This window comes from Nostoc sp. CALU 1950 (assembly GCF_051172895.1).
In the GTDB taxonomy this organism is placed as follows: Bacteria; Cyanobacteriota; Cyanobacteriia; order Cyanobacteriales; family Nostocaceae; genus Nostoc; species Nostoc edaphicum_A.
The window spans coordinates 44,464-70,782 of the sequence record NZ_JBDNJQ010000010.1 but is presented as its reverse complement, the minus strand read 5'-3'; the positions used below and the strand labels follow the sequence as shown (position 1 = coordinate 70,782).

The following is a 26,319-nucleotide window of genomic DNA, read 5'->3' as shown; positions in this document are numbered from 1 at the left end:
TGTATTTATTTGTCATTTGTCATGTGTCATTTGTTATTGGTCATTTGTACTAAGCTTAGATTTGGTGCAGCCTCTCCAAAAGTTTTATTGGTCATTTGTCGTTTTTCATTTGTTCTCAATCAATAATTAATGATTAATATACTTGTTGCAAAAATATTTCTTTTCAGGCTTTTATTTGCACCTTTACTTCAGGCGAAAATGTTTATGCAATTGACCAATGACAAATGACCAATGACAAATGACTAATGACTCCTACCAAAACCTTTAGAACTTGGGCGCTTTTTTAAACTCTCAGAACTTTTACCAGCAAACATCCATTGCAAATGCTGTGGTAACAGTTTCGCCAAATCATAACGCTTCAGAATTGTCTCTCGTGCATTCACCCGAATTGCATTCATCTCTTGAGGATGATTCAGCGCCTCTTCAACTCTATTAGCAATATCTTGAGGAGAAAAGAAATCTACCAGCAATCCATTTACACCATCCTGTACGACTTCCAATACTGGCTGAGTCTTAGAAGCTACTAGTAAACATCCTGCTGCCATTACTTCCAACATTGACCAGGATAAAACAAAAGGACGGGTTAAATAAATATGAGCAGAAGAAGCTTGCAAAACTTGAAGGTACTCATTATAAGGAAGCCTATCTGTAAAGTGCAATCTCGATAAATCCAAAGATAATTTTTCCAACATTAATTGTTTATAAGTCTGACCATCGGGGAGATTCTTCCCATAAGCCACCCGATCTTCTCCCACAACGACTACATGGCATTTCGGCCTTCGCTGTTGAAGTAGCGCCACCGTTTCCATAAACTGCGGAAAACCTCTATAAGGTTCCATTCCCCGTCCCACGTAAGTTACCAATTCTTCCACATGAGAAAGGTCAAGATTTATTCTTGGTAAAACTAACTTTGCGCCTGGTTTGGGAACAAAATAATTGGTATCAACACCATCATGAATTACAGTGAGTTTGCTATGATATTCTTTGGGAAACTGCTGCCGCTGCCAATTCGTTGGAGAAAGACCGCGATCGCAGCTATATAAATCAGTCAAAATCGGCGTATTTTTTACGCGGATGCGGCATTCATCATCAGCATTCAGTGGTTCATTGGGATCAAAATCAGCATCCGAACCGTGAGCATGGTAAAACCACTCGAAATAACATAATAATTCTGCTTTGGGGAAAACATCTTTCATAAATAAAGTTGGTCCCCAACCAGAATGACCATAAACTATATCTGGTACGAAACCCTCAGCTTTTAATTTTTCTGCCACGCGATAGACAGCCTGAGCAGTCAGAACAGCGTTTTCCAGGCTGCGAACGTAATGATGGGTTTGGGGAGCCGCTTCACGAGAAGGGGTATAAATAGCTTTGAAAACGCCAGGTATTTCGCCTTCCCGACGATTTGTCCCAAAGACAACTTGGCAATTAGGATCTTTACCTAAAACTGTCGCTAGGTTGCGAAATTGTGAAGGAAAATTGGGATGTAAAAATAAAACTTTCATTGGAATAATCTTGATTAAATTATTGCCAGATAAAATAAATTAAGACAAACTGCTTAAGATTATAAGATTATTTATCACAACTTTTAGCAAGTAAATTTAGGTAAATGGTTGCCCGAAAATGCGAAAATAATCGCAAATTCGTGTTATGACCATGAAATTTATTGGCATTGATTTAGGCTGGCGATCGCAACCAAGTGGACTATGCTGTTTAGAATTGATAGATGGACAACTACAATTACTCGATCTAGACCGCAAAGAAGCCATTGCAGACATCCTCATCTGGATCGATGAAAGTGTACAACCAGAGGAACCAGCCATCATCGCCGTAGACGCACCTACCCTCATACCCAACGCCACCGGGAGCCGCCTCCCCGATAAACTCAGCCACAAGTACTTTGGCAAATATCATGCGGGATGCTACCCAGCTAATCAAAACTTACCCTTTGCAGAGCGCACCATCAACTTTGGCTTAGAATTAGAATCACGCGGTTTTGCACATGCACCCACCATTGAACCGCAAAAACTTAGCAGATATCAAATAGAAGTCTTTCCCCACCCAGCAATTGTTAACCTATTCAACTTAGAACGCATCCTCAAATACAAAAAAGGACGCCTCAGTGAACGTCGCCTAGAACTAATTAAACTCCAAAATTATCTTCTCGATATCCTCCCCTCCTTCTCTCCTCCTCTGCGCCTCTGCGGTTCCTTCGTTCTTGAAATGCCCACCACAGGCGCAGCCCTCAAAGCAACTGAAGATAAACTAGATAGCTTAATTTGCGCTTATGTTGCTGCATACTGGTGGTACTGGGGAGAACAGCGTAATCTCGTATTAGGCGATCGCACCACTGGCTACATTGTCATCCCTCAAAGAATATTAGCCTAAAATTGTAATATCGTAAGATTTAACTCAAAGAGGTTTTATGCAAGGAGTTAGTTCTAACTTGAATTTAAAAGAGCTTTATGAAATTGATGATCATCTCTGGTTAGAGGAAACAATCAAGCTATTGAAAGCTAACCATTTAGAAGAATTAGATTTAGAAAATTTAATCGAGGAGCTAGAAAATTTGGGTCGTAGAGACAAAGCCAAGGTTGCTAGTTTATTAGAACAAATTATTAGACATCTTTTATTGCTGCAATATTGGACAGAAGAAACTCAATATAATTCTGGACATTGGAAAGCAGAAATTAGAAGTTTTAGGAATCAATTAAAACGTAATTTGACAACAAACTTATATCAATTTTTAGAAAATGAACTAGTATCAATTTATGATGATGCTTTAGGATATGTAATTGAGAAAACCGAGGGAAAACTAGATAATTTGCCTCAATATTGTACTTATACCTTAGAACAGCTACTAGATATTAATTATCTACCTGAAAACTTGTAAAATAAAAGGCGTTGCTAAACTTAAATCAGCAACGCCTAATCTTAAGTATTCAATAACTACTCAGCACTCTTATTCTGCCCAAGCAATTAACCTTGGTTCATAGGGATTAGCTAGGTGTGGATTTTTCGGCAAGACACGCAAAGACAAGCCTTGCAAACCAGAAGCGGTATAGGTAATATTACCCGTGTAAATGCTCAATTGCTGTGCATCTTCCCCTTGGTAATCCATCACCACTGGTATGGCGTTGACAATTTCACCATTGGCATCGATCGCACCTTGATATAGCTCCACCTGCACATCATCATTGGTCAAAGTTGCTAAGTCAACCTTGGCTTTGACAGCAACGGTTTGATTAACTTCAATGTCTGAAGCTGCTGATACGTCAACATCTTTGATTCTGATGTTGAACCAGTGTTCGCTGAGTTTTTCTTTCCAAGCAGCCAGTTCTTTGGCTGGGGCATAGTTATCAACAGTCAGGGTATGATAGCGATCGCTAGCCGGGAAATAAGCCCTTTGTGCATATTCTCCTACCATCCGCGCTGTATTAAAGAAGGGACAATTCAACCGAATTGCATCCTTCATTTTGGCAACCCACGGACGGGGTAAGCCATCACTATCACGATGTTCGTAAAATAGTGGTACAACTTCCTTCTCTAACAACTCGTAGAGAGCATTTGCTTCTACTTCATCTTGGTAGTTAGGATCGTCGTAATTCTCTCCATGTCCAATCGCCCAACCTGTACGGACGTAATCAGCTTCATCCCACCAGCCATCTAGTACACTTAAATTCGGCAAGCCATTCATTGCGGCTTTCATACCACTTGTACCAGAGGCTTCCCGTGGACGACGCGGTGTGTTTAACCAGATATCGCAACCCGCAACCATCAATCGGGAGATGTGAATGTCGTAATTAGGAACAAACACTACCTGTTTTTCTAAATGTTGTTCGCGGATAAAGTGATTGATATCGCGGATGAGTTCTTTACCGGGAATATCCTTGGGATGTGCCTTACCAGCAATCACAAACTGTACTTTCCGGTCTTTGTTAGCCAGCAGAAGCCGCTTAATGCGTTCCAAATCACGCATCCAGAGAGTGGCGCGTTTGTAGGTGGCAAAGCGACGAGCAAAGCCAATGGTGAAAGCGTAAGGATCTAAAACTTCTTGGGCTTGGACAATTTCGGAGGCGGAAGCGCCGCGATCGGTCAAATGCTTGACCAAATGTTCCCGCACATACAAAATCATATCCAAACGGCAACGTTCATGATTGCGCCACAATTCCTCATCGGGTATGGCATCCATCCGCTCCCACAATGGGCTATCTGGTGGTGCTGATGACCAATTTGGGCCGAGATAGCGATCGTACAATTCTTGGGTCGATTTCGCTACACAACTGCGAGCATGGACACCGTTAGTAATTGCTGCGATCGGCACTTCTTCTACTGGCACTTTCTGCCACAAGCCCTGGAACATTTGCCGTGACACCACACCGTGGAGTTGTGCGACACCGTTAGAAAATGTTGCCATTTTCAGTGCCAGCACCGCCATACTGAAAGGCCCAGATAAATCGCCTGTATTCTCGCGCCCCAGTCCTAAAAATTGCTCTTTGGGCAACCCAAATATCTCTGCATAGTACCCCAGGTAGTACAGCATTTTGTCGGGAGCGAACAAGTCAATTCCCGCGGGTACTGGCGTGTGGGTGGTAAAGATATTGCTGGAAGCTACCACTTGTCTAGCTTGAGCATAATTCAGTCCTTCTTCCTGAATCAGCAAGCGGATGCGCTCTAGGGCGGAGAAGGCGGCGTGACCTTCATTCATGTGGTAGGCGGTGACTTTCAGTCCCAAAGCTTTGAGCATTTGCACGCCACCGATCCCCAGCATGATTTCCTGGTGGATACGCATATCGATGTCGCCACCGTACAACTGATCTGTAATGTCGTGGTCGTAAGTGTTGTTCGGTTCAATATTGGTGTCCAGCAGATACAGGGGAACCGTTCCTACCTGTACGCGCCAAACTCTGGCATACACCTTGCGTCCTGGATAATCTACCGCAATCCGCAGTTCCGAACCATCGGCATTGCGCTCTAAATGCAAGGGCATATTATAGAAATCGTTGAGCAGGTAGCGTTCTTGCTGCCAGCCATCAGCATTGAGATACTGAGCAAAGTAGCCTTGCTGATACAGTAAACCTACACCGACAAGTGGTAACCCCAGGTCACTGGCAGATTTGAGGTGATCCCCCGCCAGAACGCCCAAGCCCCCAGAATAGACCGGCAAACAATCTACAAGTCCAAATTCCGCCGAAAAATAGGCGTAGCATTCTTTGGGTTTTTGCTCCCGTTGTTTCTGATACCAAGTGCGCTCTTGCAAATAATCGTCTAACTGACGGTCAGCTCGATCCATTTGCGCTAGAAAGCCTTCATCTTCAACAACTTCCAGAAGCCGCGATTGAGATATGGTACCCAGCATTAACACCGGGTTATGATGGCTAGACTCCCATAGGTCAGAGTCTAAGCGACGAAATAAATCTTTACTCTCAACGTTCCAATCCCAGTGCAAATTATATGCTAGCCGCCGCAGTGGTTCGAGTCGCGGTGGTAGTGAGGGGGATACGTTAAATGTGCGAATTGGCTGCATAGGTTGGCAAAACTCCAAGTTTAGCTATGGTTATTGTTTACTCTCTTTACCAATGTTGCCAATTCTTTATACTGTAGTTTGTGAAAAAGCGATGACTTTGTTAAGCATTGAGAATTTTTTTAACCTCGTTGCTAAAGTTTACACCAAGGTGTTTCTAATTCTGTGTCCTACTCTCAGCCATGTACTTGGTATATTAAAATTTAATCATTTAGTGGCATATATCACTTAAAAAAAATCTAGTTTGGAATAAATAATTTATATTTATTTTAGTATTGCTTCCGGGGATCAATTATTGGGTCTTAGCTGAGGGTGAAAATTCCTCATAACTGTGTCCAGGAAAGTTAAATTTTTAATTATTTCTTAATAAAATTGCACTCATAAAGAAGCGCTGTAAGAAGGCAATAGGCAGATCGCGCAGCGTGTTGTAGATAAGGCAGAACGTAAATGCCATCAATAATCGGATTGAAAACTGTACCAAGCAGTTAAGCAGGAAAAGCGATGCCTGCGGCGGGCTACGCCTACGCTAACTACTTGGTATTAAATATTGATACTAAACCAGGAAAATAACCTACCTATTAGGGTGTTATCTTATGCACCTAATGAAGGCTGATCTTTAGTATTCTTTGTCATCGTCAGAGCTACAGCTGCTGCATAAGCAATCTCAGCTGCCATTTGATAAGCAAGTTTGATACTTGATGAAGCGTCTTTGGCTTTAGGAGAGAGGGAAGCTTTTTTTCGGCGCGACTCTTGTTTGACATCACCCGCCACAATAGCTCGCTGTAAAATGATCCAGGCATCTAGGTCTTCTGAGTCATAATTACTTTGAAGCTGCGATCGGATTTGGTCTTCGGCTACAACACTTAGATAGCCGACAGTTAGAGCTTGTTGCACAATTTCTTTAATTAAAGCCATAATTTGAACCAAGTGTGTGAGTTAAAACCGATACCTCAATTCGAGCAATTTGATGTTATTTTGTGGGCTTCTCCTGGAAACTAAGCTACGTTTCAGCTTTCTTTTAATAAAATTTATAACAAGTACTACCAAGGACGCATCACCCGCTTGGCTCACCCGAATGGGTGATTTACAAACTTTTAGATATCAGTAATAGGGAAGAGGAAAATTTTGAGCTTTTTCAGAATAGAGTGTCATAAGTATAGTAGATATCATTCTTAATTTAACACTCAATCATAAAATTACTTGCACAAGTAACGGTAGAAATATAGACAAAAATGCTAATTAACCACTTACAGCATTTTTTAAATTCACCGTCTTCAATAGATTGTATCTAGGTGTATACAATTATTTCAGAGTAGCGTAGACTTTGCCCACCGCAGGCATCACTCCCGTAAAAAAGTTAACTAGTTTCCAGTATTCTCATCAACAAGCAGCCTAGAAATCAACTTATTTCATGAGAGTGTTCCACTAAAAATAAAATGTGTTATCGTTAAAAACAATTGTTATTAAAAGCAATTCATTTAATTACAAACGTGAATTGGCTAGTGTGTAAATCATCCGTGTGCAACATGATTGGAGCAGCATACTCTAGAAATTCGTTGCAAGAAAGCCGTCATAGCAGTCGGGGAAGCGCTTACTTGTTTGCACCGATGGTTAACTTCAATGTGATGGCCGATGTGGGAGATAATCCACCCTAATTGGGTTTTACTTGGGCAAAAATACCCAGAGAAATCTAACAATAATTACATTGTTATGCTAGGCATAAATTTTATCTAAACTTTGAATATAGTCTAGTTAAATGTATTTCTTGTTGCAAATAGCTTGTGGAACTGAGTTTTTTTTAAAAGACTAAAACCGCTTGAGAGTAAATAGCCTCAAGGTAAATAACTCTATCCCTAGTTACGTAAAAAGCTTTTCAAATTTGCCGGATAACCAAAAAAGTACTCTATCTAAACCAGCAAATTTTCCCATCAGACAATTTAATAGTCTGAGTTTTGACTCTGCAATGCACTTAAATTGTTTTGTTAATTGAACTGCTTGAGAAGAAGCCCAATCTTTTCGTACATATAGTATAAAAGCTTCTAGCGAATTATCACAATTGTGCATATCAGTTGAGTGATTTTATACACCTAAGTGCAAGAATTGCTCACATAGTCAAAGCCAGAATTTGGTTTTTCAAATATTGGAAAACCATCTAAAAATATTGGGGGATTTCGGTAATACTGCCAACATATTTCCTGTGTTAGTAAATACTAATACCGTTGGTGTTGGCAGAAGATTAGAATACAGCCAAAACAACTTTCAACACTGTCACCAACAATTGATTTAAGAGATATGTAGCCATGCATAACGAGCAATATTTTTCAAAGTTGCAGCGCGTGCAAGAACTTTTAGTAACTACGGTGTTAGGAGATATTCCAACACTTATTCTGGGGCCAAAGTTGCGTAATTTGGGATATCGGAGTATTTTTGCCCAGATAGGGAGCCCAGTATATATTCAAAATGGTGTTGAATTTAACGGTACTTCTTGTATTGAGATAGGCAGTGGAGTCTATATTTTCAAGGGTGTGCGGATGGATGCTAGAGGACACAAAAATAATAGAATTCATTTAGGAAATAGAGTCGCTATTGAGCGTAACGTTGATATAGGGTCTTTGGAAGATACATCTATACGTATTGATGAAGACACCTTTATTGCTCCCAATGTGTGTATTGAGGGACCAGGAGACATTAGAATTGGTAAACACTGCTTGATTGCTGCCCATTCGGGAATATATGCCAATAATCATAATTTTGCCGATCCGATGAAGCCGATTAAATACCAAGGTGTTACTCGCAAGGGAATTGTAATTGAGGATGATTGTTGGCTAGGACATGGGGTAACAGTATTAGATGGCGTTACTATCGGCAAAGGCAGTGTTATTGGTGCGGGAGCAGTTGTCAATAGAGATATTCCTCCTTTCTCCGTTGCTGTCGGTATACCTGCACGAGTAATCAAAAACCGAATTGGCAAAGATCTAGCAAAGGTTCAAGCTGAGAAATAGGGGATTGAGGATTGGGGATTGGGGACTGGGGACTGGGAATGGGGATAGTAATTATTTCCTCTGTAACCTATCCCTTTTTTTTAGAAACTTTTGCCGTTAGTCAACGTCACAGGAGTAAAAAGTCTCTGAGTTATTTCCTAAGGGCATCTAAAAGTCAGACAACTGAGTATCTTGTACTATTCTCAATAAGCGTAGGATAGGATAGACACTACCAGTCTCCAATTCCCAGTCCCCCGTCCCCAGAGTCTTCTAAAAAAGGGACGAGATTTGGGTAATATAAAGTAGCTATCTTTTCTGCATGGCAGATACTGAAAGAAAAGCTTTCTTTGTTTTACCCGTTGGAGATATTTCTATGCTGACTTTAAAAATCGCTGTTTATATTGTTGTTGCCTTCTTCGTAACTATCTTCATCTTCGGATTTTTGTCGAACGATCCCGCTCGTAACCCCGGCCGTCGGGACTTAGAGTAAAAGGGCGATAAATCATCCGCGACTTTGGAAGGCGGAAAATACTAAACGCCACGGAAACTTACTAACTTACGCCTAGTAAGTTTCTCCCTCCAGGTAGCTTGCTGTAGGTAGCAGAAGGCGACAGTCGGAAGGCAAAATGTATGTTTAAACCTTTCCTTCGTCATTTGGCTGTTTGTTAGCCCGATTTTGCTCAAATATGCTTCATCCAGTTCTGCCACCCGATCCGCCTCCTATCGTCGAATCTTTACAACCTGTAAATCCCACCTCATCTGCTAGTCATACAAAGTTTCTTTCAGGTGTAGATACTGGAATACACGAAAAGACAGACAAATCCAAGCAGTCCAAGCTTTTGGCTCAGTTGGCAATTGCGGATAACACCAAAAGTGATCCGCAATTGCCAACTCCGATCAACTCAACTCAGGATGACTTGGTAGTTGCTCAAACTCCCTCTTTACCTCATTCACCAGAAACCTTACCACCAGAAACTTCCCCACTAACCGATTCTGGAACCGCCGCACTTTTGAGGCAGTCACTCGTCGTTGGTTATTCCACGCAGGAGGTTAAAACCTCTAATCGCCAAGAGAAAGAAGACACAAAGATAGGTTCGAGCGTCGGCGTTCGGCACTCGGAAATTCTAAGGTCGGCGCTGCGTAAACGGCAAATAGAAAGAGAAGCCACTGACTTGCCAAAAAAAGTTGGAGCGGAGGCTTCCCATCTAGACGCAAAAGGTGAACCTTCAGAAAAACTCGGTGAGCGATGTCTAACGACAAGCCGCTTTGCGTGTACGCCAATTTCCAACTCTAGTGGAAAAAAACAAACCTTTTTGGACTCTGGTAGCTTTATTCCTGTTGTTGCCCAATCTCCGCGTCCTCTTCAAATTCCTCCAATTCCCACAAACAACAAGTTAGTCGAGTCCAAGGCGGAAATTTTAGCTGAGAAGTTAACGCCACAAAAACAGCAAACTGATATTACTGCACAACAGTCTCCTGTTAGAGACAATATCTCTGTATCCGCTGCTGATCTTGCACCGAGTTCTCAATCAGTACAAAATTTTATAAAATTCACGTCTCGTAACCCGACAAACCAACTCTCAGTGCCCATCACTGTAGAATTCAAGTCGCAAGTCCAGCAACAAAGCCAAGCACCAACGCCGACACCAGAGGGCGACACCACTAATCAGCCACAAGGTCAACCATCTGGTACAACTGCACCAGCTACCACGCCGCCAACCGGGCCGAGAATTGTGGAAGTCACTTCAGATCGCCAAGAGTATGACGAGCAACGGCGAATTATTACAGCTGTAGGTAATGTAATTGTGCGATTTGATGGGGCAGTGGTAGATGCCGATCGCCTGCAAGTTAATTTGGACAACTTGATTGCTGCGGGAGAAGGCAATGTAACGTTAACACGGGGCGATCAAATACTGCGCGGACAACGCTTTACCTATAACTTTGTTCAAGATAGTGGGGAACTGGAAAATGGTAGAGGAGAAATTTATGTACCCTCAGCACAAACAGATTTTGCTTTTTCACCCACAGCTATAAGTGCTGGTGGAGTTTCAAAACGTCCGCCGAGCGATCGCATTAGAGCCAATCAACCCCTTTCCGGTGTCAGTAGCCCTGGAGGAATTGATGTGACAATTGGTGGTCAGTCAGACGCTAGCAACATCCCGCCACCGAAAGCTGGGGGTGCAGTCAATCGGCTCAGATTTGAAGCTGAACAAATTGACTTTTATCCACAAGGCTGGCAAGCAAGGGATGTCCGCATCACCAACGATCCTTTTTCGCCTCCTGAATTAGAATTACGCGCAAATACAGTAACTTTGACGCGAGAATCACCCTTGGTAGACCGGATCAGGACACAGGGGCAGCGTTTGGTATTGGATCAAACAGTCTCCTTACCAATTCCCCTGAATGAGCGTACTATTGACCGCCGAGAGCGGGACGTTTCACCTGCAATAGTCTCCCCCGGCTACGATGGAGAAGATCGGGGAGGTTTGTATATTGAGCGTGGCTTTCCAATAATCGATACAGAGCAGACACGTTGGACGATCACGCCCCAGTTCTTATTACAGAGAGCTGTGCAAGAAGGCACGGGTGATTTAGGCGCACTGTTTGGTGTGAAGACCAAGATAAATTCTGTTTTGAGTCCACGGACGATAATTCAGGGAACTGGGGAGTTAACTAGTTTTAACTTGAATGACGTGGAAGAAAATTTGCGAGTGAATTTAGGACTGAGCCAAACATTAGGCACTTCTCTTCCCCACACATTGAATGTGCAATATAACTACCGCGATCGCCTCTACAACGGTACTCTGGGTTTTCAAACTGTCCAGAGCAGTTTTGGCGGCATTATTAGCTCTCCTGTGATTCCTTTAGGAAAAAGTGGCATTAACCTCAACTACCAGGCAAGTGCCCAGTATATTGATGCCAACACCGATCGCCTAGACTTGCTAGAACCAGTACGGGAAAACAATCGCATTTCACTTGGTCGTGTACAAGGTAGTGCTACCCTGAGTAGAGGGTTGTTACTGTGGCAGGGAAAACCATTACCACCCACTGCCACTGAGGGATTACGATACACAGCTACCCCTGTAGTTCCTTACTTGCTAGCGATCGCTAGCCTTACAGGCACTACCAGTTCTTATACCAATGGTGATAACCAAAGCACTCTAACTGGTACAATTGGATTACAAGGACAAATTGGTCATTTTTCTCGACCTTTTTTCGACTATACCGCCTTTAATGTCAGTTTCTCTCAAGGCTTAAATAGCGGATTATCACCCTTTTTGTTTGACCGCTCCGTTGATAACAAAGTGTTGACCGCTGGAATATCACAGCAAATCTACGGCCCTTTTCGCTTAGGCTTTCAAACATCTGTGAACTTGGATACTGGTAGAGAAAGTAGCACCGATTACATTTTGGAATATAGCCGTCGCACCTATGGCATCACCTTACGTTACAATCCGGTGTTGGAGTTAGGCGGCATCAGCTTCCGAATTAGTGATTTTAACTGGGGTGGCGGCACTGATCCATTTTCGGAAGTTAAGCCAGTAGTGGGCGGCGTGCAACAGGATAATTAGTCTAGGGACTGGGGACGACTCGACAGGTGATCGATCTCACAATTAGTTGATGATGTGCCACCAGGTATTCTCAGGTTCGCATAGTCGCCGCCTAGTTGAACACGTGAAGGTGGTTGGTGTAGGGTTACACAGCATCTTTGAACTGCGGCTTGGTACTCTCGCCATTGCTTGCGGATTGCTCTGCTGGCGGCATCGTCACCTAAGTCTGAAAATCTTAGCCCCGCTCGAATCAGCCAAGATTCTACGTCAGTTGTTTCACCAAGTATTTCTGAAATGGGATTAATCTTTTCCATGAGTAATATCTTTTACACATATTCAAAATTGGTAATTTCACTGTAAGAAAAACTATTGAGAATAGCCAATATAATTTTTTATCAAAATCATCAATAAAAATGATTCATGCCTGAGTATAAAAACTCAGGCATGAAAGAATGAATTACTATTACGGCTGGCAAACATCATTGCTTTCGTTTCCGAATCAGCTATTTTCTAGCTCGTAATCACTAGAAGCGATAGCCTAATCCGGCTTGGAAGCTGACGGCATCAGCATCACTATTTCTGTAGGCGTCAATGCCCCATTTAGTATCGCCATAGGCTATGACATTGTTGCTAACTTCTGATTCAATACCAAGGGTGACTACAGGTGCATTCTGATTGCCCAATGGGGTTCTTTGACCTTCGTCAGTTACAAAAGAATAACCACCACCGAAGTAAACGTTAGTGTTTCTGGCGATGGGCGCGTCGTAAGTCACTATGGGCATAATTGCAGCAGCATCACCACCATACAGCACAGAACCCCGTAGTGAAACAGGCGCATTGGGCATGGCGTAACGTCCTTGGATATTGCCACCAAGTTGTGCTTCATCGTTTCCTTGTCCGCCACTGGTTGCACCAGCCGCAACACCAGCACCGATGTAGTTAGCATTAGTACCGTTAGTACCAGCTGTTTGAGCGGATGCAATGCCGGCTGAAAGGACAATGGAGGCAACAGCAAGTGCAGAGGCAGCTAATTTTGTAAGTTTCATAGGATTCTTCTCACCAGAGTTAGTTAAAGTCAATGTTCTCTAGTACTAGAATCTCTTTTTTTACAAAATGTAACCTCGCACACCTGGCTCACCCGATTGGCTGAATTATTTCTCACCTACTTGGGTGTACCCACTGAGAAATTCAAAGTTATTTTTTTAAAAAGCGTTGACGTAGACGAGATGTGAAAATATTCACCTCTGGTATTTTCATCCATGAAGCGATCGCAGCAAACACCGCAATTCCCACGAAGCCAGAGATACATAACTGCAACAGCAGAACTACTAAACCCGTTTTACCTAACAACTGTTGCGTTCCAACTAAAGTTCCATAGCTTGCCACCCCAGCTACCACACTACCAGCAGTCAAACCCAAAATTGGCACACTCCACTCACGCCAAGGTAAACCATTTAGTTTGCGATCGAGCAACCATAACAGCATCAACAGGGAACTGCAATTTACACCTACTGTTGCTAACACCAAACCGGGAGCACCAAAAGGCCCAACTAAAATCCAATCGAGCGCAGCATTGAGAAAGATGTTAAAGGTACTGATGCGAAAAGGTGTCTGCCCATCACCCAAGGCATAAAATACCCGCACCAAGACATCACGCCCCAAATAAGCAAACATCCCAATACCGTAAACAATTAGCAACTCGGAAACTAGCTGCGTAGCATCTTGCTTGAAAGCACCCCGCTCATATATTACCTGGACAATGGGTACAGATAGGACTACCATCAATGCTCCTAGAGGTAGCATGGTGACAGCACTAAGTAGGAGTCCCTGACGAATCCGTATTTTCAGATCGTCCCAATTTTCTGGTTCGGCAAGTTTGGCGAATATTGGTAACAGAGGCAGCAAAATGATATTAGAAATAATCCCTAAAGGAGTTTGCACTAGCAAATTGGCATAGTTAAAGCCAGCAGCAGCACCAGGGATGGGACTTGCAAAGTAAAGCACAGTAGCAAAGTTAATTGGCATCATCCCGGAAGAAATTGTTGCCGGAGTCATGATTCTAATCACTTCTTGAACACCTGGGGATTTAAAATCAAACCGCAGGCGTAACGTACCTAATCCTAACCGCCATTGAACAATTAGCTGCACCAGCCATTGGAGAATTGCTCCTGCCAAGGTTCCCCAGGCTAAGACCATACCACCGATTAAAGCGTATTCTGGCTTGATAATATCCTTGCCCACTTGCATGGTCATGAAAGCAATGCCGATAATAACGGTAATGCTGGATAACAGAGGGCTGATGGAGAGCAACCAATATTGATTAGCTGCATTAAGAGTACCGAAGCCAATACCAATTAAACCGGCAAATAAAGCCATCGGTGCCATAATGCGGAGTTGTTGAATGGCGATCGCTCTGGTTGTCGCCTCCAAACCATGACCAACTAAATCAATGATCGTATCCGCAAAGAAAATCTGAGCGACTGTTACCACCAACAGCAATCCAGCTACCAACGTTGTCACGGTTTCCACAAGGGGAGCCGCTTCTTCTCGTCGACGCTTCGCTAAAACACTGACAATTGCACTGTGTAACGGCCCATTTACGCCACCGAGTAATATTAATAGAAAGCCAGGGATAACATAGGCATAACTATAGGCAGTGGCAGCAGCACCAACACCAAAAGCCGCAGCGATCGCTTGCTGCCGCACTAAACCGAAAATTTTACTAATTAATGTGGCTGCGGCAACAATGCCAGCAATTCCAGCGAAAGAACGAGAGGGATTTTGGTCTTGTTGTGTCACGAATAATACCCGACAACTCTTGCAGAGTGCATACTTTTAAACATTTAACCTGAAATCCCGTAGTCTGTCAGGTAAATTTTGACAAATTAGTAATTTTAAATGCCTTCGCTCTTTGCATTGGCAAAGCGATGCCTAGCCCGGATTTCTCACCACACCTCTCAAAGCCTGCGCTTGTGCAGGGGAGCAGGGGAGCAGGGGAGCAAGGGGAGCAGGGGAGCGGGGGAGCAGGGGAGCAGGGGAGCGGGGGAGCGGGGGAGAGTTCAAATACTAAGTTCTTTCCCCTCTGCCCCTCTGCCCCTCCGCCCCTCCGCCCCTCTGCTCTATCAAACGCCTGAAGCTTGTGAGAAATGAGGGCTAGGTTGGGCTACGCCTACGCCCAAAATTAAATTCCTGAGATTGTTATGATACAGCGAATTGCAAGTTAGTTAGTTAACGATTCAAAAAGGGTAAGATCGCTTTTCTGATTTGTCCTGGCAATACTAACTTAGTCATCTCCTTGTTGTGTACAAGCCAAAATTATTTTTTAACTCATTACGAGGATAGATCAAGAAAGGGGAACTATAACAATCAGGAGGCAAGAGTAACCCACTCTTAAAAACGTGGGACTTAAGCTGTGGAAGCTTTAGATTTATATCGCACTTCTCTGCGAGACGCTGCCGCAAACGTGCTGCACGTCTCGTACCAGTATCTTCTTTTTAAACTGGGTAATACTTCTGCCTCCTGCCTTCTCTGATAACCATCTTCTGGAAAATAGTTAAACACTGTAAAAATTTGCAGTTTGTCATATTTTTGACACCATGAAGTTTGGTATTAGGAACCCTTGTATAAAAACGACATAACCCAGAGCAATGGAACCCAATTCAAATTTCACGGAAAATCAACTTCTCTTGTCAAGCGCTCAACTTCAAGAGCAACTAGAGCAACAAAAGGCTTTGGCAAGTGTAATTGTCCGAATTCGGGAGTCTCTTGACTTAGAAACAATTTTTCAAACGACCGTTACACAAGTGCGTCAGTTGCTAAATGCTGATCGAGTAGCAGTCTTCCAGTTCGACCGTGAACAAAACTGGGAGGGAGAATTTGTTTCTGAGGATGTTGCAGTTGGCTGGGACTCAGCAATGGCAGTAAAAGTTTACGACCACTGCTTTGGAGAACAATTTGCTGCCAGTTATCAACAAGGTAGAGTGCAAGCAGTAGCAGATATTTACAACGCAGGGCTGAGTGATTGCCATGTGGCAATTTTGAGTAAATTTCAGGTACAAGCCAACCTCGTTGTCCCTCTATCCCGCCAGAAGGAACTGTGGGGATTGCTTTGCATTCATCAGTGCAGTGAGACTCGTGACTGGAAAGAATCGGAAATTGAGTTTATTCGTCAAATTGCTGACCATCTTGCCGTTGCGATTCAACAAGCAAAGCATCTCCATGAAGTCAAATTGCAAGCCGCACAATTGGCTCAAGCGGCTCAACGCGACCAAGTAATCGCTCAGATTGTCGATGAAATTCGCTCACCCCTTGATATAGAAACCATCTTTAAAACCACAACTCAAGAAATACGCAAGCTGCTGCAAGCTGACCGAGTTGCCATCTTTTGCTTCAATCCAGATTGGAGTGGTCACTTTGTTGCGGAATCATTTGAGGAAGACTGGATTCCCTTAGTTGGCATTGAGCCTGCGATCGCTGATACTTATTTACAACAGACGCAAGGCGGACGTTATGTTAACAACCAGACGTTTACAGTTAATGACATTTATCAAGCTGGATTAACAGACTGCCATATAACGCTGTTGGAGCAATTCCAAGCAAAAGCCTTTGCAACTGCGCCTATTCTCCAAGGAGATCAACTTTGGGGAATCATCGCTGCCTACCAAAATGCCTCGCCCAGACAGTGGCAATCTTATGAAGTCGAATCACTGACCAAAATCGGCACACAAATTGGTGTGGCAGTGCGACACCATAAGTTGCTGGCATACGCTCAGTACCAAGCAGAGCAACAAAAGACATTAACTAGCGTGATTACTCGAATTCGGGAGTCCCTAGATTTAGAGACAATCTTCCAGACTACTGTCACTGAGTCCCGGCGAATGCTGCAAGCAGACCGAGTTGCAGTCTTTCGTTTTGACCCTCAAAAAGATTGGGAAGGAGAATTTATTTCTGAGGATGTTGTACCTGAATGTAACTCGGTAATAGCAGAAAAAGTTTATGATTATTGCTTCGGTGAAAACTTTGCACCTCTTTATGCTCAAGGTCGAGTAAATGCGATCGCTGACATTTATCAAGGAAAGTTTCCAGGTTGCTACGTTCAAATCCTAGCAAAATTTCAAGTGCGGGCAAATATGGTCGCACCTCTATTGAAAAAAGGCGAACTTTGGGGATTGCTATGTATTCACCAATGCACCGCTCCTCGTTACTGGCAACCCTCTGAAATTGAATTTGCCAGTCAAATAGCCGAGCAATTGGGAGTCGCATTAAAACAGGATTCTTATTTAAAGCAAGTACAAATGCAGGTTGTCCAGTTAGCAGAAGCCACTGAACGTGAGAAAGCAATGGAACGACAAGAATTGCTGGCTGCAACTATTGATAAAATTCGCCAGTCACTCGATATTAAAACTATTTTTAGAACCACTACTCAAGCTGTGCGAGAGTTGCTCGAAGTCGAGCGAGTTGCAATTTACCGCTTCAACCCTGATTGGAGTGGTAAATTTGTGGCAGATTCTTTTAAAGATGGTTGGAAACCTGTTGTACAAACCCAACCAATAGTTATAGAAACTTTTGAGGATACAGACGACGATAACGAACTTCCGCGTAACGAAACCTTTGTTCCGATTCGGGAAGGTGAGAAATTATGGGGATTATTAGTTGCTTATCAAAATTCGCAACCGCGTTATTGGAAAGAGGAAGAAATTAATTTATTGGCTCAAGTCGGGGTGCAATTGGGAATAGCAATTCAGCAAGCGGAATTATTAGAACAAACTAAACGTCAAACCTTAGAGCTTACTCAAACTTTGCAAGAATTAAAACAAACTCAGACTAGATTAATTCAGGGTGAAAAAATGGCAGGATTAGGACAACTACTGGCTGGAGTTGCCCATGAAATCAACAATCCTATCAGTTTTATTTTTGGCAATCTTATTCATTTAAATGAATATACTCAAGAACTGCTAAAGGTAGTGAAACTTTACCAACAAAATTCCTCATTGTCACCAACTATCCAAGAACAAATTGACAAGACTGATTTAGATTTTCTCATCGAAGATTTACCCAAAACCCTTGAATCAATGCAAGTAGGAACAGAGCGGATTTGTGAGATTGTGCTATCGCTGCGTAACTTTTCTCGTACAGATGAGGCTGAATTAAAGCCAGTAGATATTCATGAAGGCTTGGATAGTACTTTGTTAATCTTAGGGCATCGCCTCAAAAATAATATTGAACGCCCAGCTATTGAGATTGTTAAACAATACGATGATTTCCCTTTGCTGGAATGCTATCCCGCGCAATTAAATCAAGTATTTATGAATCTTTTGAGTAACAGTATTGATGCATTAGAGGAAAAGTTTAACACTATACAGCAAAGGTATTTGAAATTATTGCAAACGTGTCCAAAAATACCTTTAACTATCTGGATTAGTACGCAAGCTGTTCATAACCAGATTGTAATTAGAATAGCTGATAATGGTCTTGGGATTCCAGAAGAGGTGCGATCGCACATGTTTGATCCCTTCTTCACCACCAAAGCACCAGGTAAAGGTACAGGGTTAGGATTGTCTATTAGCTATCAGATAATAGTGGAAAAACATCATGGTCAGATTAAATGTTCTTCTAAACCAGGAGAAGGAACAGAATTTTTAATTGAAATTCCCAGTGGTAATTAGAGGCGACTGATTTTTGACAATTTTCAGTCAATCTTAAATAAGGAAACGAGGATAAGCATTTTATGCTCAACGCCGAGATTCTTTACTTACAACCCAAACTATCTCGCGTTGAGACACCCGTAACTGGATTGACGCCATCGGCTCTTTCACACAGCAGCGATACTTGATAACGGTCAATCAGAGCGTCTGTAAAATCAGCACCTGTAATTTCGGCATCGTAAAAGCGGCTGCGGGTCAAAGTTGCTTCTGTAAAAATGGCATTTTTCAGGTTAGCACCATCCATAGTGACGCGATCAACTAAAGCGCCGTTCAAGTTCGCACTTTCGAGATTTGCCTTTAACAAAACGCCTTTAGTCAGAATTGCATTGGTTAAATTCGCTCCTTGGAAATTCGTACCCCGCATTTCTGCTGCTACAAAAGTCACACCTGCTAAATCAGCATGAGAGAAGTCACGATTTTCTAAATTTATATTGTTGTAGTTAATTGTGTTGATTTGAGCAAAAGCCGGTTTGGGATTAAGTATTATCCACAAAAAGGCTAGTATCAAAATCGCTATCAAACCAAAAAAGCGCAGTAAAATCTTTTTCATAACTTTATTATTTGTCAGTAGTCCTTGGTCATTAGTCCTTTGTCATTTAACCAATGACTAATGACTAATGACTAATGACTCTTGGCTATTTCCAATCTTTACCAATCCGAATTGTGAGATCAGATTCTAAATCACCGATCGCAGACACTTCTATTTGACCTAAGCCTAAGACTTTTTGCAAATCAACTCCAACTCGCCGGTTGCCTTTTTGGACAACAATCTGAGTTTGACGTTGGGTATCTGGCCAATCAGGCACTTTGTAAATATTAGTAAAGCCTTTCTGTTTCAGATAAGCAATAACTTTTTCAGTTAGCTGAGGTTGATTGGAAGCATTTTGAATAGCAATTTTGAGGTTAGGAACCTGACGCATATCTGGCTTCAGACCAGGTACATTTACCCCAACATAATCATTCAACAGGCTCTGTTGTCCAGTCATATTTAGCCAATAGCTATCAGGGTCTTTGCTAAAACGGCTAAAAGTACCAGGCAACACGGTCATTTGGAAGTTATCCCGATCTAGGTTGAGACCGAAGTTCACCAACGCCATCATTTCTTCCATCTTCAGGTTGGTATCAAAGTATTTTCGCATCAAGCGAGTTAATTGAGGCAACCTGGGTAAAATGGTGGGACTATTAAGGCGTTGTAGCAATGCTGCTGTTAGTGCTTGCTGACGCTGCACTCTTGGCAAATCTCCCAAACCTGGTTCGCGGAATCGGGCGAACTGTTCTGCTTGTTCGCCGTTGAGGGTTTGCCAGCCACTAACTAAATTAATCGACAGACGACTGCTGGAGTCTTTATATTCCATTGATTGCGGAACAAAGACTTCTACTCCGCCTAACTGATCGACTAACTGCCGTAAGCCACTGGTAGAAATACGGATGTAGCGATGAATTGGGGCGTTGTTTAAGGTACGACTAACTACCCGTGCTGCCAAGACTGGGCCGCCTTGGGCATTGGCATCAGATACCTTAGTTAATCCCTTTTCTCCCTTTTCGGGGATAGCAATCATCGTATCTCTGGGAATGGAAAGCACCCGTACAGATTTTTCACTAGGGTTAAGACGTACCAGCAGCATGGAGTCGCTTTTTCCAGCAAAGCTTTCTGGAGAGCCATCAACCGTACCGCTGACTGGTTCAATCCCCATAATCAAAATATTCATCGGTCGGGAAAGCTGGTACTGGGAGAGTTTTCCCCATAACTCGCCTGGTAGTGGGATTTTTATCTCGTCTTTACCAGCAGTTCCTAAATCTTCATCTGTTCGATCTAGGTTGCTCCACAGAGGAGTCCACAGCGCTAAAGTTGATACCAGTAGCCCAGATAAGATGACACCGATAACAACCGTCATAATCCATAACAGCCATCGAGGCATGGTTAAGCCCAGTCTCTCGTAAAGCTGATTGGGAATTGCACCCACAGATTCGACGACGCTACGGTTCGGATTCGCTGGTAGGTTTAGTTCGACCTCCTCCTCCTCTGAGTCGGCTACTGGTACAGGTGTTACTTGATTTTCCGTTCGTTGAAGTTGCTGCGATCGCACTTCACTTTCAAACTCTACTACTTGTTGAGATGTAACCGGATTTTCCGACCATTCGACTTGTTTTATCACAATTATCTCCCCACTCAACCACTCCCTAAAAGTATGTTAATCCAAGCTACAAATATTGCCAGTGGAAAAGCTCACTGTAAACTTGTAATGTTCTTCGGTAGGCGTGTATGACAACATGAATACTTTATTGTTCCCCGTAATCCTTGCTGGTGGTAAAGGTGAACGTTTTTGGCCCCTGAGTCGCAAAGACAGACCCAAGCAATTTTTAAGTCTAGATGGTAGCTCTAAAAGTTTATTACAAGCAACCGCCGATCGCTTGTTAGCACTCGGAGGAAGTTGGGATTCCCTGTGGGTTATAACTTCTAGTCAGATAGCTGAAGGGGTAAGACAACAATTACCTGATTTACCAGTTGAAAACTTACTGATCGAGTCCGAAGGAAGAGACACTGCCGCAGCCGTTGCTTGGACAAGTTTAGAAATCAAACAGCGCTATGGAGAAGACGCTGTGATTGGCTTTTTCCCTGCTGACCACTGGATTGCTGACGAAAAAGCGTTTGCACACACATTAAGCGCGGCTACGCAACTGGCAGCAAGTACAGCAGCGATTGTTACACTGGGGATCAAGCCTACTTTTCCATCAACCGGTTACGGCTACATTGAACAAGGTGAAAAAATAGGTAGCTTTAATGAGTTGCCAGCTTATCACGTGAACCGCTTTACTGAAAAGCCCGACCGTGAAACGGCAGAGACTTTTTTATCTACGGGACGCTTTAGCTGGAATAGTGGAATGTTCGTTTTTCGGGCAGGGGTTGTTCTCAAGGAACTACATACCCATGCTCCAGAAATTATCGAACCTTTAGAACAACATGGTCCTGATATCTATCCCCAGTTGCCTAAGAAGAGTATAGACTATGCGCTAATGGAAAAGACAACTCTAGCATACGTTTTGCCAGTTGATTTTGGTTGGGATGATTTAGGAGATTGGAACGCGATCGAACGCTTACTGAAGAAAGAGGAGAATCCCAATGTGGAACTCGCTACTCATGTAGGGTTGGACACGCAGGGGGCGATTATTTACGCCTCAAATCCAGAAGATGTAGTTGTTACAATTGGTTTAGAGGATGTGGTGATTGTGCGCGATCGCAATGTCACTCTCGTTGTTAAAAAAGAACGTACCCAGGAAATTAAGCAGATCCTCAAAATTCTTCAAAGCGATTCCCGATTTAGCGACCTGCTGTAAAAATTAAAACCCTTGGCAGAGGCGAAAAAGTCTATTTTCCTATTATAACTTGACTGTCTGTTATTTTATCTGACAGTTATGGACATTATTAGCTTTGAGCCTCTCGCCAAAACAATGGCCATTGATTCTATTACTGCCTATCAAAAATATATTTCTCCGTCCAAAGGATTTAGTTGTTCCCATCGCTTATTACATGGTGGGGATTCCTGCTCTAATTACGTCAAACGGATGCTGAGTGAACAGAAGCTCCACGAAGCCGTACAATCATCCATAAAAAGATTCAAAGACTGTGCCGCAGCTAGCAAAACTTTAACAAGTACCAAAGCTAGAGCCGACTTCCGTTGTATTGTCATCCCCTGCTGTTTACCTCTTTAACTCCTCTGCATCTTTGCAGTTCTTTACAAAAATGTTCCTCACCCAAACTGTTCCCCGTCAACGAGAAATCCTGGAAGTATTCCTTCGCAATGGCTGGGACTATATGCGAAGGTTACTCACTGGTGGCAAAGCTGATGAACCACAGCTACCGACACCTGCGGTTTTAAAAAATATTCTGGTAGACTTGGGTCCAGTTTACGTCAAACTTGGCCAGCTACTTTCTACCCGTCCAGATTTACTAAGTGCAGCCTACATTGAGGAACTATCAACCCTACAAGACGAAGTACCGCCAGTTCCCTGGCCAGAGATCGAAATAATCCTCCGTAAAGAATTAAAACGTCCACTAGCAGAAACCTTCAGTACAGTTAACCCGATCCCCGTAGCGGCGGGATCAATTGCCCAGACACATCGCGCGACATTAGCAGACGGTCGAGAAGTCGCTCTGAAAGTGCAACGTCCGGGAATTGATATTACTATTGCCCAAGATATTGCTTTAATTCAAGGTATTGCTGATTTAGTGGCGCGGACTGAGTTTGGGCAAACCTATGAAATCAAATCCATCGCTGAAGAATTTACCAAAGCGCTAGAAGCCGAGTTGGATTTTACGCGGGAAGCGGGTTTTACAGACCAACTACGGCGCAACTTATCTAAAAGTCGTTGGTTTGATCCCACGCAAATAGTGGTTGCGGAAATTAACTGGGAATTGACCACAGAAAAATTACTGGTGATGGAATGGCTGGATGGGGTACCCTTCTTGTCGGCGGATTTGAACAACAACAATAATGGTAAAGATCCTGCTGTAGAGCGTAAAGAAATAACTACTTTGTTATTTCGGGTATTTTTTCAGCAACTATATATTGATGGCTTTTTTCACGCTGATCCCCATCCAGGGAACTTGTTTTATCTCAAAGATGGGCGTGTTGCCCTGTTAGACTGTGGCATGGTGGGAAGACTTGATCCCCGTACACAGCAGATATTAACAGAGATGTTGTTAGCGATCGTTGATTTAGATGCTCAAAGGTGCGCTCAATTAACTTTGCAGCTATCAGATTCTGCTCAACCAGTAATTTTGTCGCGGTTAGAAAATGATTACGATCGCATGTTGCGAAAATATCACAACGTCAGCCTCACGCAAATAAACTTCAGTAAGATCATTTATGAAGTTTTACAAGTTGCCCGCAACAATAAAATTAGGTTGCCTAGTAATATGGGTTTGTATGCCAAAACCATAGCGAATTTAGAGGGTGTAGCGCGGACATTCAACCCGGATCTGAATTTTTTTGATGAAGTCAAACCATTAATTACAGACTTGTTTCGACGCCAGTTAATAGGGGATAATCCAGTGCGATCGCTCCTCAGAACAGCCTTGGATATTAAAAGTCTCTCTCTTCAATCTCCCCGTCAAATAGAACTGTTATTAGACCGAGTTACCTCAGAAACCTTACAGTGGAATCTATCGCTGCGGGGGTTAGATGGTGTGCGGCGCACTATGGATGATGCCGCTAACCGACTTTCTTTTAGTATTTTAGTGGGTTCGCTGATTATGGGTGCGGCAATAATTTCTACCAGAGCGCAGACAACTCAGCTATCTTTTTTAAGCACCATCCTGTTTGCAGTCGCCAGTTTATTGGGTTTGTGGTTAATTATCAGTACATTGCGATCGGGACGTTTACGGTAAAACCATTTTAAATTTTGGACTTTGAATTGAAGGAAAAATCTAAAATCTAAAAGTAAAAGGGACTGGGGACTGGGGATTAGGGATTGGGGATTGGGGATTGGGGATTGGGTTATCAAACGAAAAATGATGTTCGGGGCTTTAACCCCTCCCAAATTTTAGAATGTTTTCCCAGTCCCCAGTCCTTACCATCGAAGTTCTGAGTCGCGGAAGCCGCCACTCAGACTTCTCTGTGTGTACATCTGTGGTTCTAATATAAAAAATATGTCAATTATCATCGCTGAAAATCTGAGTAAATCTTATCCAGTAGCAGTTAAAAGTCCGGGTATTAAAGGTACAATCACCCACTTTTTTCGCCGCACCTACCGCTCAATTCAAGCAGTTCAGGATGTTTCCTTTGAAATTGCCCCTGGTGAAATAGTGGGGTTTTTAGGCCCAAATGGTGCTGGTAAAACCACCACACTCAAAATGCTTACGGGGCTGATTCACCCCTCCAGCGGTACAGTCAGAGTCGCTGGACAAGTTCCATTTCAGCGTAAAGAAGCATTTTTGCAAAAAATTACCTTGGTAATGGGGCAAAAACAGCAGTTAATTTGGGATTTACCAGCACTTGATTCTTTGAAAATTAATGCCGCTGTATACAACATCTCTGATAGAGAGTTCCAGCGACGGGTAGGAGAATTAACAGAGATGCTTTCCCTAGAAGGTAAACTTACTCAACCAGTGCGGAAGCTATCCTTGGGTGAGCGGATGAAGGCAGAATTGTTGGCAGCACTTTTGCATCATCCCCACGTATTGTTCCTAGATGAACCGACGCTGGGATTAGATGTAAATGCTCAAGCTGCGGTACGCGAGTTCTTACGCGAATACAATCAGCGTTATCAAGCTACAGTGCTGTTAACCAGTCATTACATGGCTGACATTACAGCTTTGTGTCAACGGGTGCTGTTGATTCACCAGGGAAGACTGATGTATGACGGTAGCTTAGACGGATTGCTAGAACGTTTTGCTCCTTACCGAGAAGTGTATATAGAGTTAGCCCAACCTCTACCAATAGAAAAACTTATGACCTATGGTGACGTGAAACTCTTAGAAGGGCGAGCAGTGCGTTTTATGGTATCACGAGAGGCGCTCACCCGCACCGTATCTCAGATTTTAGCGGATTTGGAGGTAATTGATTTAACAGTTACCGAACCACCTGTGGAAGAAGTAATTGGAAGAGTTTTTCAGGCAGGCGTTGTGGATTAGAGACGCAATTAATCGCGTCTGTACAAGAGCAAGAGTGGGGAATTCTGAGTCAGTGGGTAATTTTTGTAGCGGGAAGTGAATAAATGAAGCGGATAATCAGAAAAGCCTTAACTTTGCTGTCAGTATACTACGCCTATATGGTTGAGTATCGGGCAGAACTAATCTTATGGGTTTTAGCTGGGTCTTTGCCGATTATCCTCATGGGTGTCTGGATACAAGCCGCACAAGGAGGACAGTTTGGGCTATCACCCGTGGATTTTGCCCGTTACTTCATCACAGTTTTTATTGTCAGACAACTCACAGTTGCTTGGGTAATTTGGGACTTTGAAAAAGAAGTTGTGGAAGGCACGCTTTCGCCCAAGTTGCTACAACCGCTCGACCCAGTATGGCATCATGTTGCGGGGCATATTTCTGAAAGATTTGCTCGTTTAACTTTTGCTTTTTTATTAGTGGGATTATTTTTTATTCTCTATCCCCAGGCTTTTTGGATACCAAGTTTGGATAGATTTTTGCTCTTTACATTGGCAGCGGGGCTAGCTTTTGCTTTGCGGTTTTTGATTCAGTACACCTTTGCTATGTTCGCCTTTTGGACAGAAAGGGCTAGCGCTTTAGAAAACTTCTGGTTGTTATTCTATCTATTTTTATCTGGTTTGATAGCACCTTTAGAGGTTTTTCCAGAACCTGTGCGGAAAATAGTTATGTTTACGCCTTTTCCTTATTTGATTGATTTTCCCGCAAGTCTTTTGGTAGGGCTACCCGTAAATTTAGGTCAGGGATTTTGGTCAATGGTGGGATGGATATTAGTATTTTTGGGTGTGAATCGCTTGCTTTGGCGTGCAGGTTTGAAGCGGTATTCTGGGATGGGAGCATGAACAATTTATAATTGATAATTCATAATTAGGAAGTTTACCGCTCCAGAGTTTAG

20 protein-coding genes are annotated in these 26,319 nt (G+C 43.0%); 12 read left to right on the top strand and 8 right to left on the bottom strand.

Annotated features, from left to right (window positions below; genetic code table 11):
* Window positions 1–242: 242 nt before the first annotated feature.
* Window positions 243–1,505, bottom strand: coding sequence for a glycosyltransferase family 4 protein (locus tag ABF638_RS05185; protein WP_435020828.1), 1,263 nt, complete (start codon window positions 1,503–1,505; stop codon window positions 243–245).
* A gap of 151 nt (window positions 1,506–1,656) precedes the next feature.
* Here ABF638_RS05185 and ABF638_RS05180 point away from each other — a divergent pair, with 151 nt between their 5' ends.
* Together ABF638_RS05180 and ABF638_RS05175 are read left to right on the top strand one after the other, a co-directional pair.
* Window positions 1,657–2,388, top strand: coding sequence for a DUF429 domain-containing protein (locus ABF638_RS05180; protein ID WP_435020886.1), 732 nt, complete (start codon window positions 1,657–1,659; stop codon window positions 2,386–2,388).
* 37 nt (window positions 2,389–2,425) lie between these two features.
* Window positions 2,426–2,893, top strand: a complete 468-nt coding sequence (locus ABF638_RS05175) for a DUF29 domain-containing protein (RefSeq protein ID WP_435020826.1) — start codon at window positions 2,426–2,428, stop codon at window positions 2,891–2,893.
* 69 nt (window positions 2,894–2,962) lie between these two features.
* On the opposite strand, the gene glgP is transcribed toward ABF638_RS05175, so the two are convergent.
* Window positions 2,963–5,527: an alpha-glucan family phosphorylase gene (gene glgP / locus ABF638_RS05170; RefSeq protein WP_435020824.1), complete on the bottom strand. Its 2,565-nt coding sequence runs from the start codon at window positions 5,525–5,527 to the stop codon at window positions 2,963–2,965.
* A 588-nt stretch (window positions 5,528–6,115) separates the two neighbouring features.
* Window positions 6,116–6,439 (bottom strand): hypothetical protein, encoded by a 324-nt coding sequence (locus tag ABF638_RS05165; RefSeq protein WP_435020822.1) that lies wholly within the window; start codon window positions 6,437–6,439, stop codon window positions 6,116–6,118.
* Between the two features lie 587 nt (window positions 6,440–7,026).
* Here ABF638_RS05165 and ABF638_RS05160 point away from each other — a divergent pair.
* From ABF638_RS05160 to ABF638_RS05145, 4 genes are all read left to right on the top strand, one after another.
* Window positions 7,027–7,179, top strand: a complete 153-nt coding sequence (locus ABF638_RS05160) for a hypothetical protein (protein WP_435020890.1) — start codon at window positions 7,027–7,029, stop codon at window positions 7,177–7,179.
* A gap of 645 nt (window positions 7,180–7,824) precedes the next feature.
* Window positions 7,825–8,526, top strand: a complete 702-nt coding sequence (locus tag ABF638_RS05155; protein ID WP_435020820.1) for an acyltransferase — start codon at window positions 7,825–7,827, stop codon at window positions 8,524–8,526.
* Window positions 8,527–8,878: 352 nt separating this feature from the next.
* Window positions 8,879–8,995, top strand: a complete 117-nt coding sequence (locus ABF638_RS05150; protein ID WP_041566417.1) for a photosystem II reaction center protein I — start codon at window positions 8,879–8,881, stop codon at window positions 8,993–8,995.
* Between the two features lie 196 nt (window positions 8,996–9,191).
* Window positions 9,192–12,077 (top strand): DUF3769 domain-containing protein, encoded by a 2,886-nt coding sequence (locus tag ABF638_RS05145; RefSeq protein ID WP_435020818.1) that lies wholly within the window; start codon window positions 9,192–9,194, stop codon window positions 12,075–12,077.
* On the opposite strand, the gene ABF638_RS05140 is transcribed toward ABF638_RS05145, so the two are convergent.
* The 3 genes from ABF638_RS05140 to murJ form a co-directional block, all read right to left on the bottom strand.
* A complete protein-coding gene (locus tag ABF638_RS05140) occupies window positions 12,074–12,370 on the bottom strand; it encodes a hypothetical protein (RefSeq protein WP_435020816.1) in 297 nt (98 codons plus the stop codon). The genes ABF638_RS05145 and ABF638_RS05140 overlap by 4 nt on opposite strands.
* Window positions 12,371–12,580: 210 nt before the next feature.
* The gene (locus tag ABF638_RS05135) at window positions 12,581–13,102 is read right to left on the bottom strand and encodes a hypothetical protein (protein WP_435020814.1); all 522 of its coding nucleotides are present in this window, start codon (window positions 13,100–13,102) and stop codon (window positions 12,581–12,583) included.
* A gap of 148 nt (window positions 13,103–13,250) precedes the next feature.
* Window positions 13,251–14,855: a murein biosynthesis integral membrane protein MurJ gene (gene murJ / locus ABF638_RS05130; RefSeq protein ID WP_435020812.1), complete on the bottom strand. Its 1,605-nt coding sequence runs from the start codon at window positions 14,853–14,855 to the stop codon at window positions 13,251–13,253.
* A gap of 848 nt (window positions 14,856–15,703) precedes the next feature.
* Between murJ and ABF638_RS05125 the strand changes: the two genes are divergently transcribed.
* Entirely contained in the window at window positions 15,704–18,721 is a 3,018-nt protein-coding gene (locus ABF638_RS05125) for a GAF domain-containing sensor histidine kinase (protein WP_435020810.1), read from the top strand.
* Window positions 18,722–18,803: 82 nt separating this feature from the next.
* Here the strand turns inward: ABF638_RS05125 and ABF638_RS05120 are convergent, their stop codons facing one another.
* Together ABF638_RS05120 and ABF638_RS05115 are read right to left on the bottom strand one after the other, a co-directional pair.
* Window positions 18,804–19,310, bottom strand: coding sequence for a pentapeptide repeat-containing protein (locus tag ABF638_RS05120; RefSeq protein ID WP_435020808.1), 507 nt, complete (start codon window positions 19,308–19,310; stop codon window positions 18,804–18,806).
* Between the two features lie 85 nt (window positions 19,311–19,395).
* Complete coding sequence (locus tag ABF638_RS05115) at window positions 19,396–20,916, bottom strand: LCP family protein (RefSeq protein WP_435020806.1); 1,521 nt, start codon at window positions 20,914–20,916, stop codon at window positions 19,396–19,398.
* A gap of 115 nt (window positions 20,917–21,031) precedes the next feature.
* Between ABF638_RS05115 and ABF638_RS05110 the strand changes: the two genes are divergently transcribed.
* The 5 genes from ABF638_RS05110 (at window position 21,032) to ABF638_RS05090 (ending at window position 26,266) form a co-directional block, all read left to right on the top strand.
* Complete coding sequence (locus tag ABF638_RS05110) at window positions 21,032–22,096, top strand: mannose-1-phosphate guanylyltransferase (protein ID WP_435020804.1); 1,065 nt, start codon at window positions 21,032–21,034, stop codon at window positions 22,094–22,096.
* Window positions 22,097–22,174: 78 nt separating this feature from the next.
* Window positions 22,175–22,471 (top strand): membrane protein insertion efficiency factor YidD, encoded by a 297-nt coding sequence (yidD, locus tag ABF638_RS05105; protein ID WP_084227296.1) that lies wholly within the window; start codon window positions 22,175–22,177, stop codon window positions 22,469–22,471.
* 31 nt (window positions 22,472–22,502) lie between these two features.
* Complete coding sequence (locus ABF638_RS05100; protein ID WP_069072992.1) at window positions 22,503–24,149, top strand: ABC1 kinase family protein; 1,647 nt, start codon at window positions 22,503–22,505, stop codon at window positions 24,147–24,149.
* A gap of 261 nt (window positions 24,150–24,410) precedes the next feature.
* Complete coding sequence (locus ABF638_RS05095; RefSeq protein ID WP_435020801.1) at window positions 24,411–25,394, top strand: ABC transporter ATP-binding protein; 984 nt, start codon at window positions 24,411–24,413, stop codon at window positions 25,392–25,394.
* 83 nt (window positions 25,395–25,477) lie between these two features.
* Window positions 25,478–26,266, top strand: a complete 789-nt coding sequence (locus tag ABF638_RS05090) for an ABC transporter permease (RefSeq protein WP_435020799.1) — start codon at window positions 25,478–25,480, stop codon at window positions 26,264–26,266.
* Window positions 26,267–26,319 lie beyond the last annotated feature (53 nt).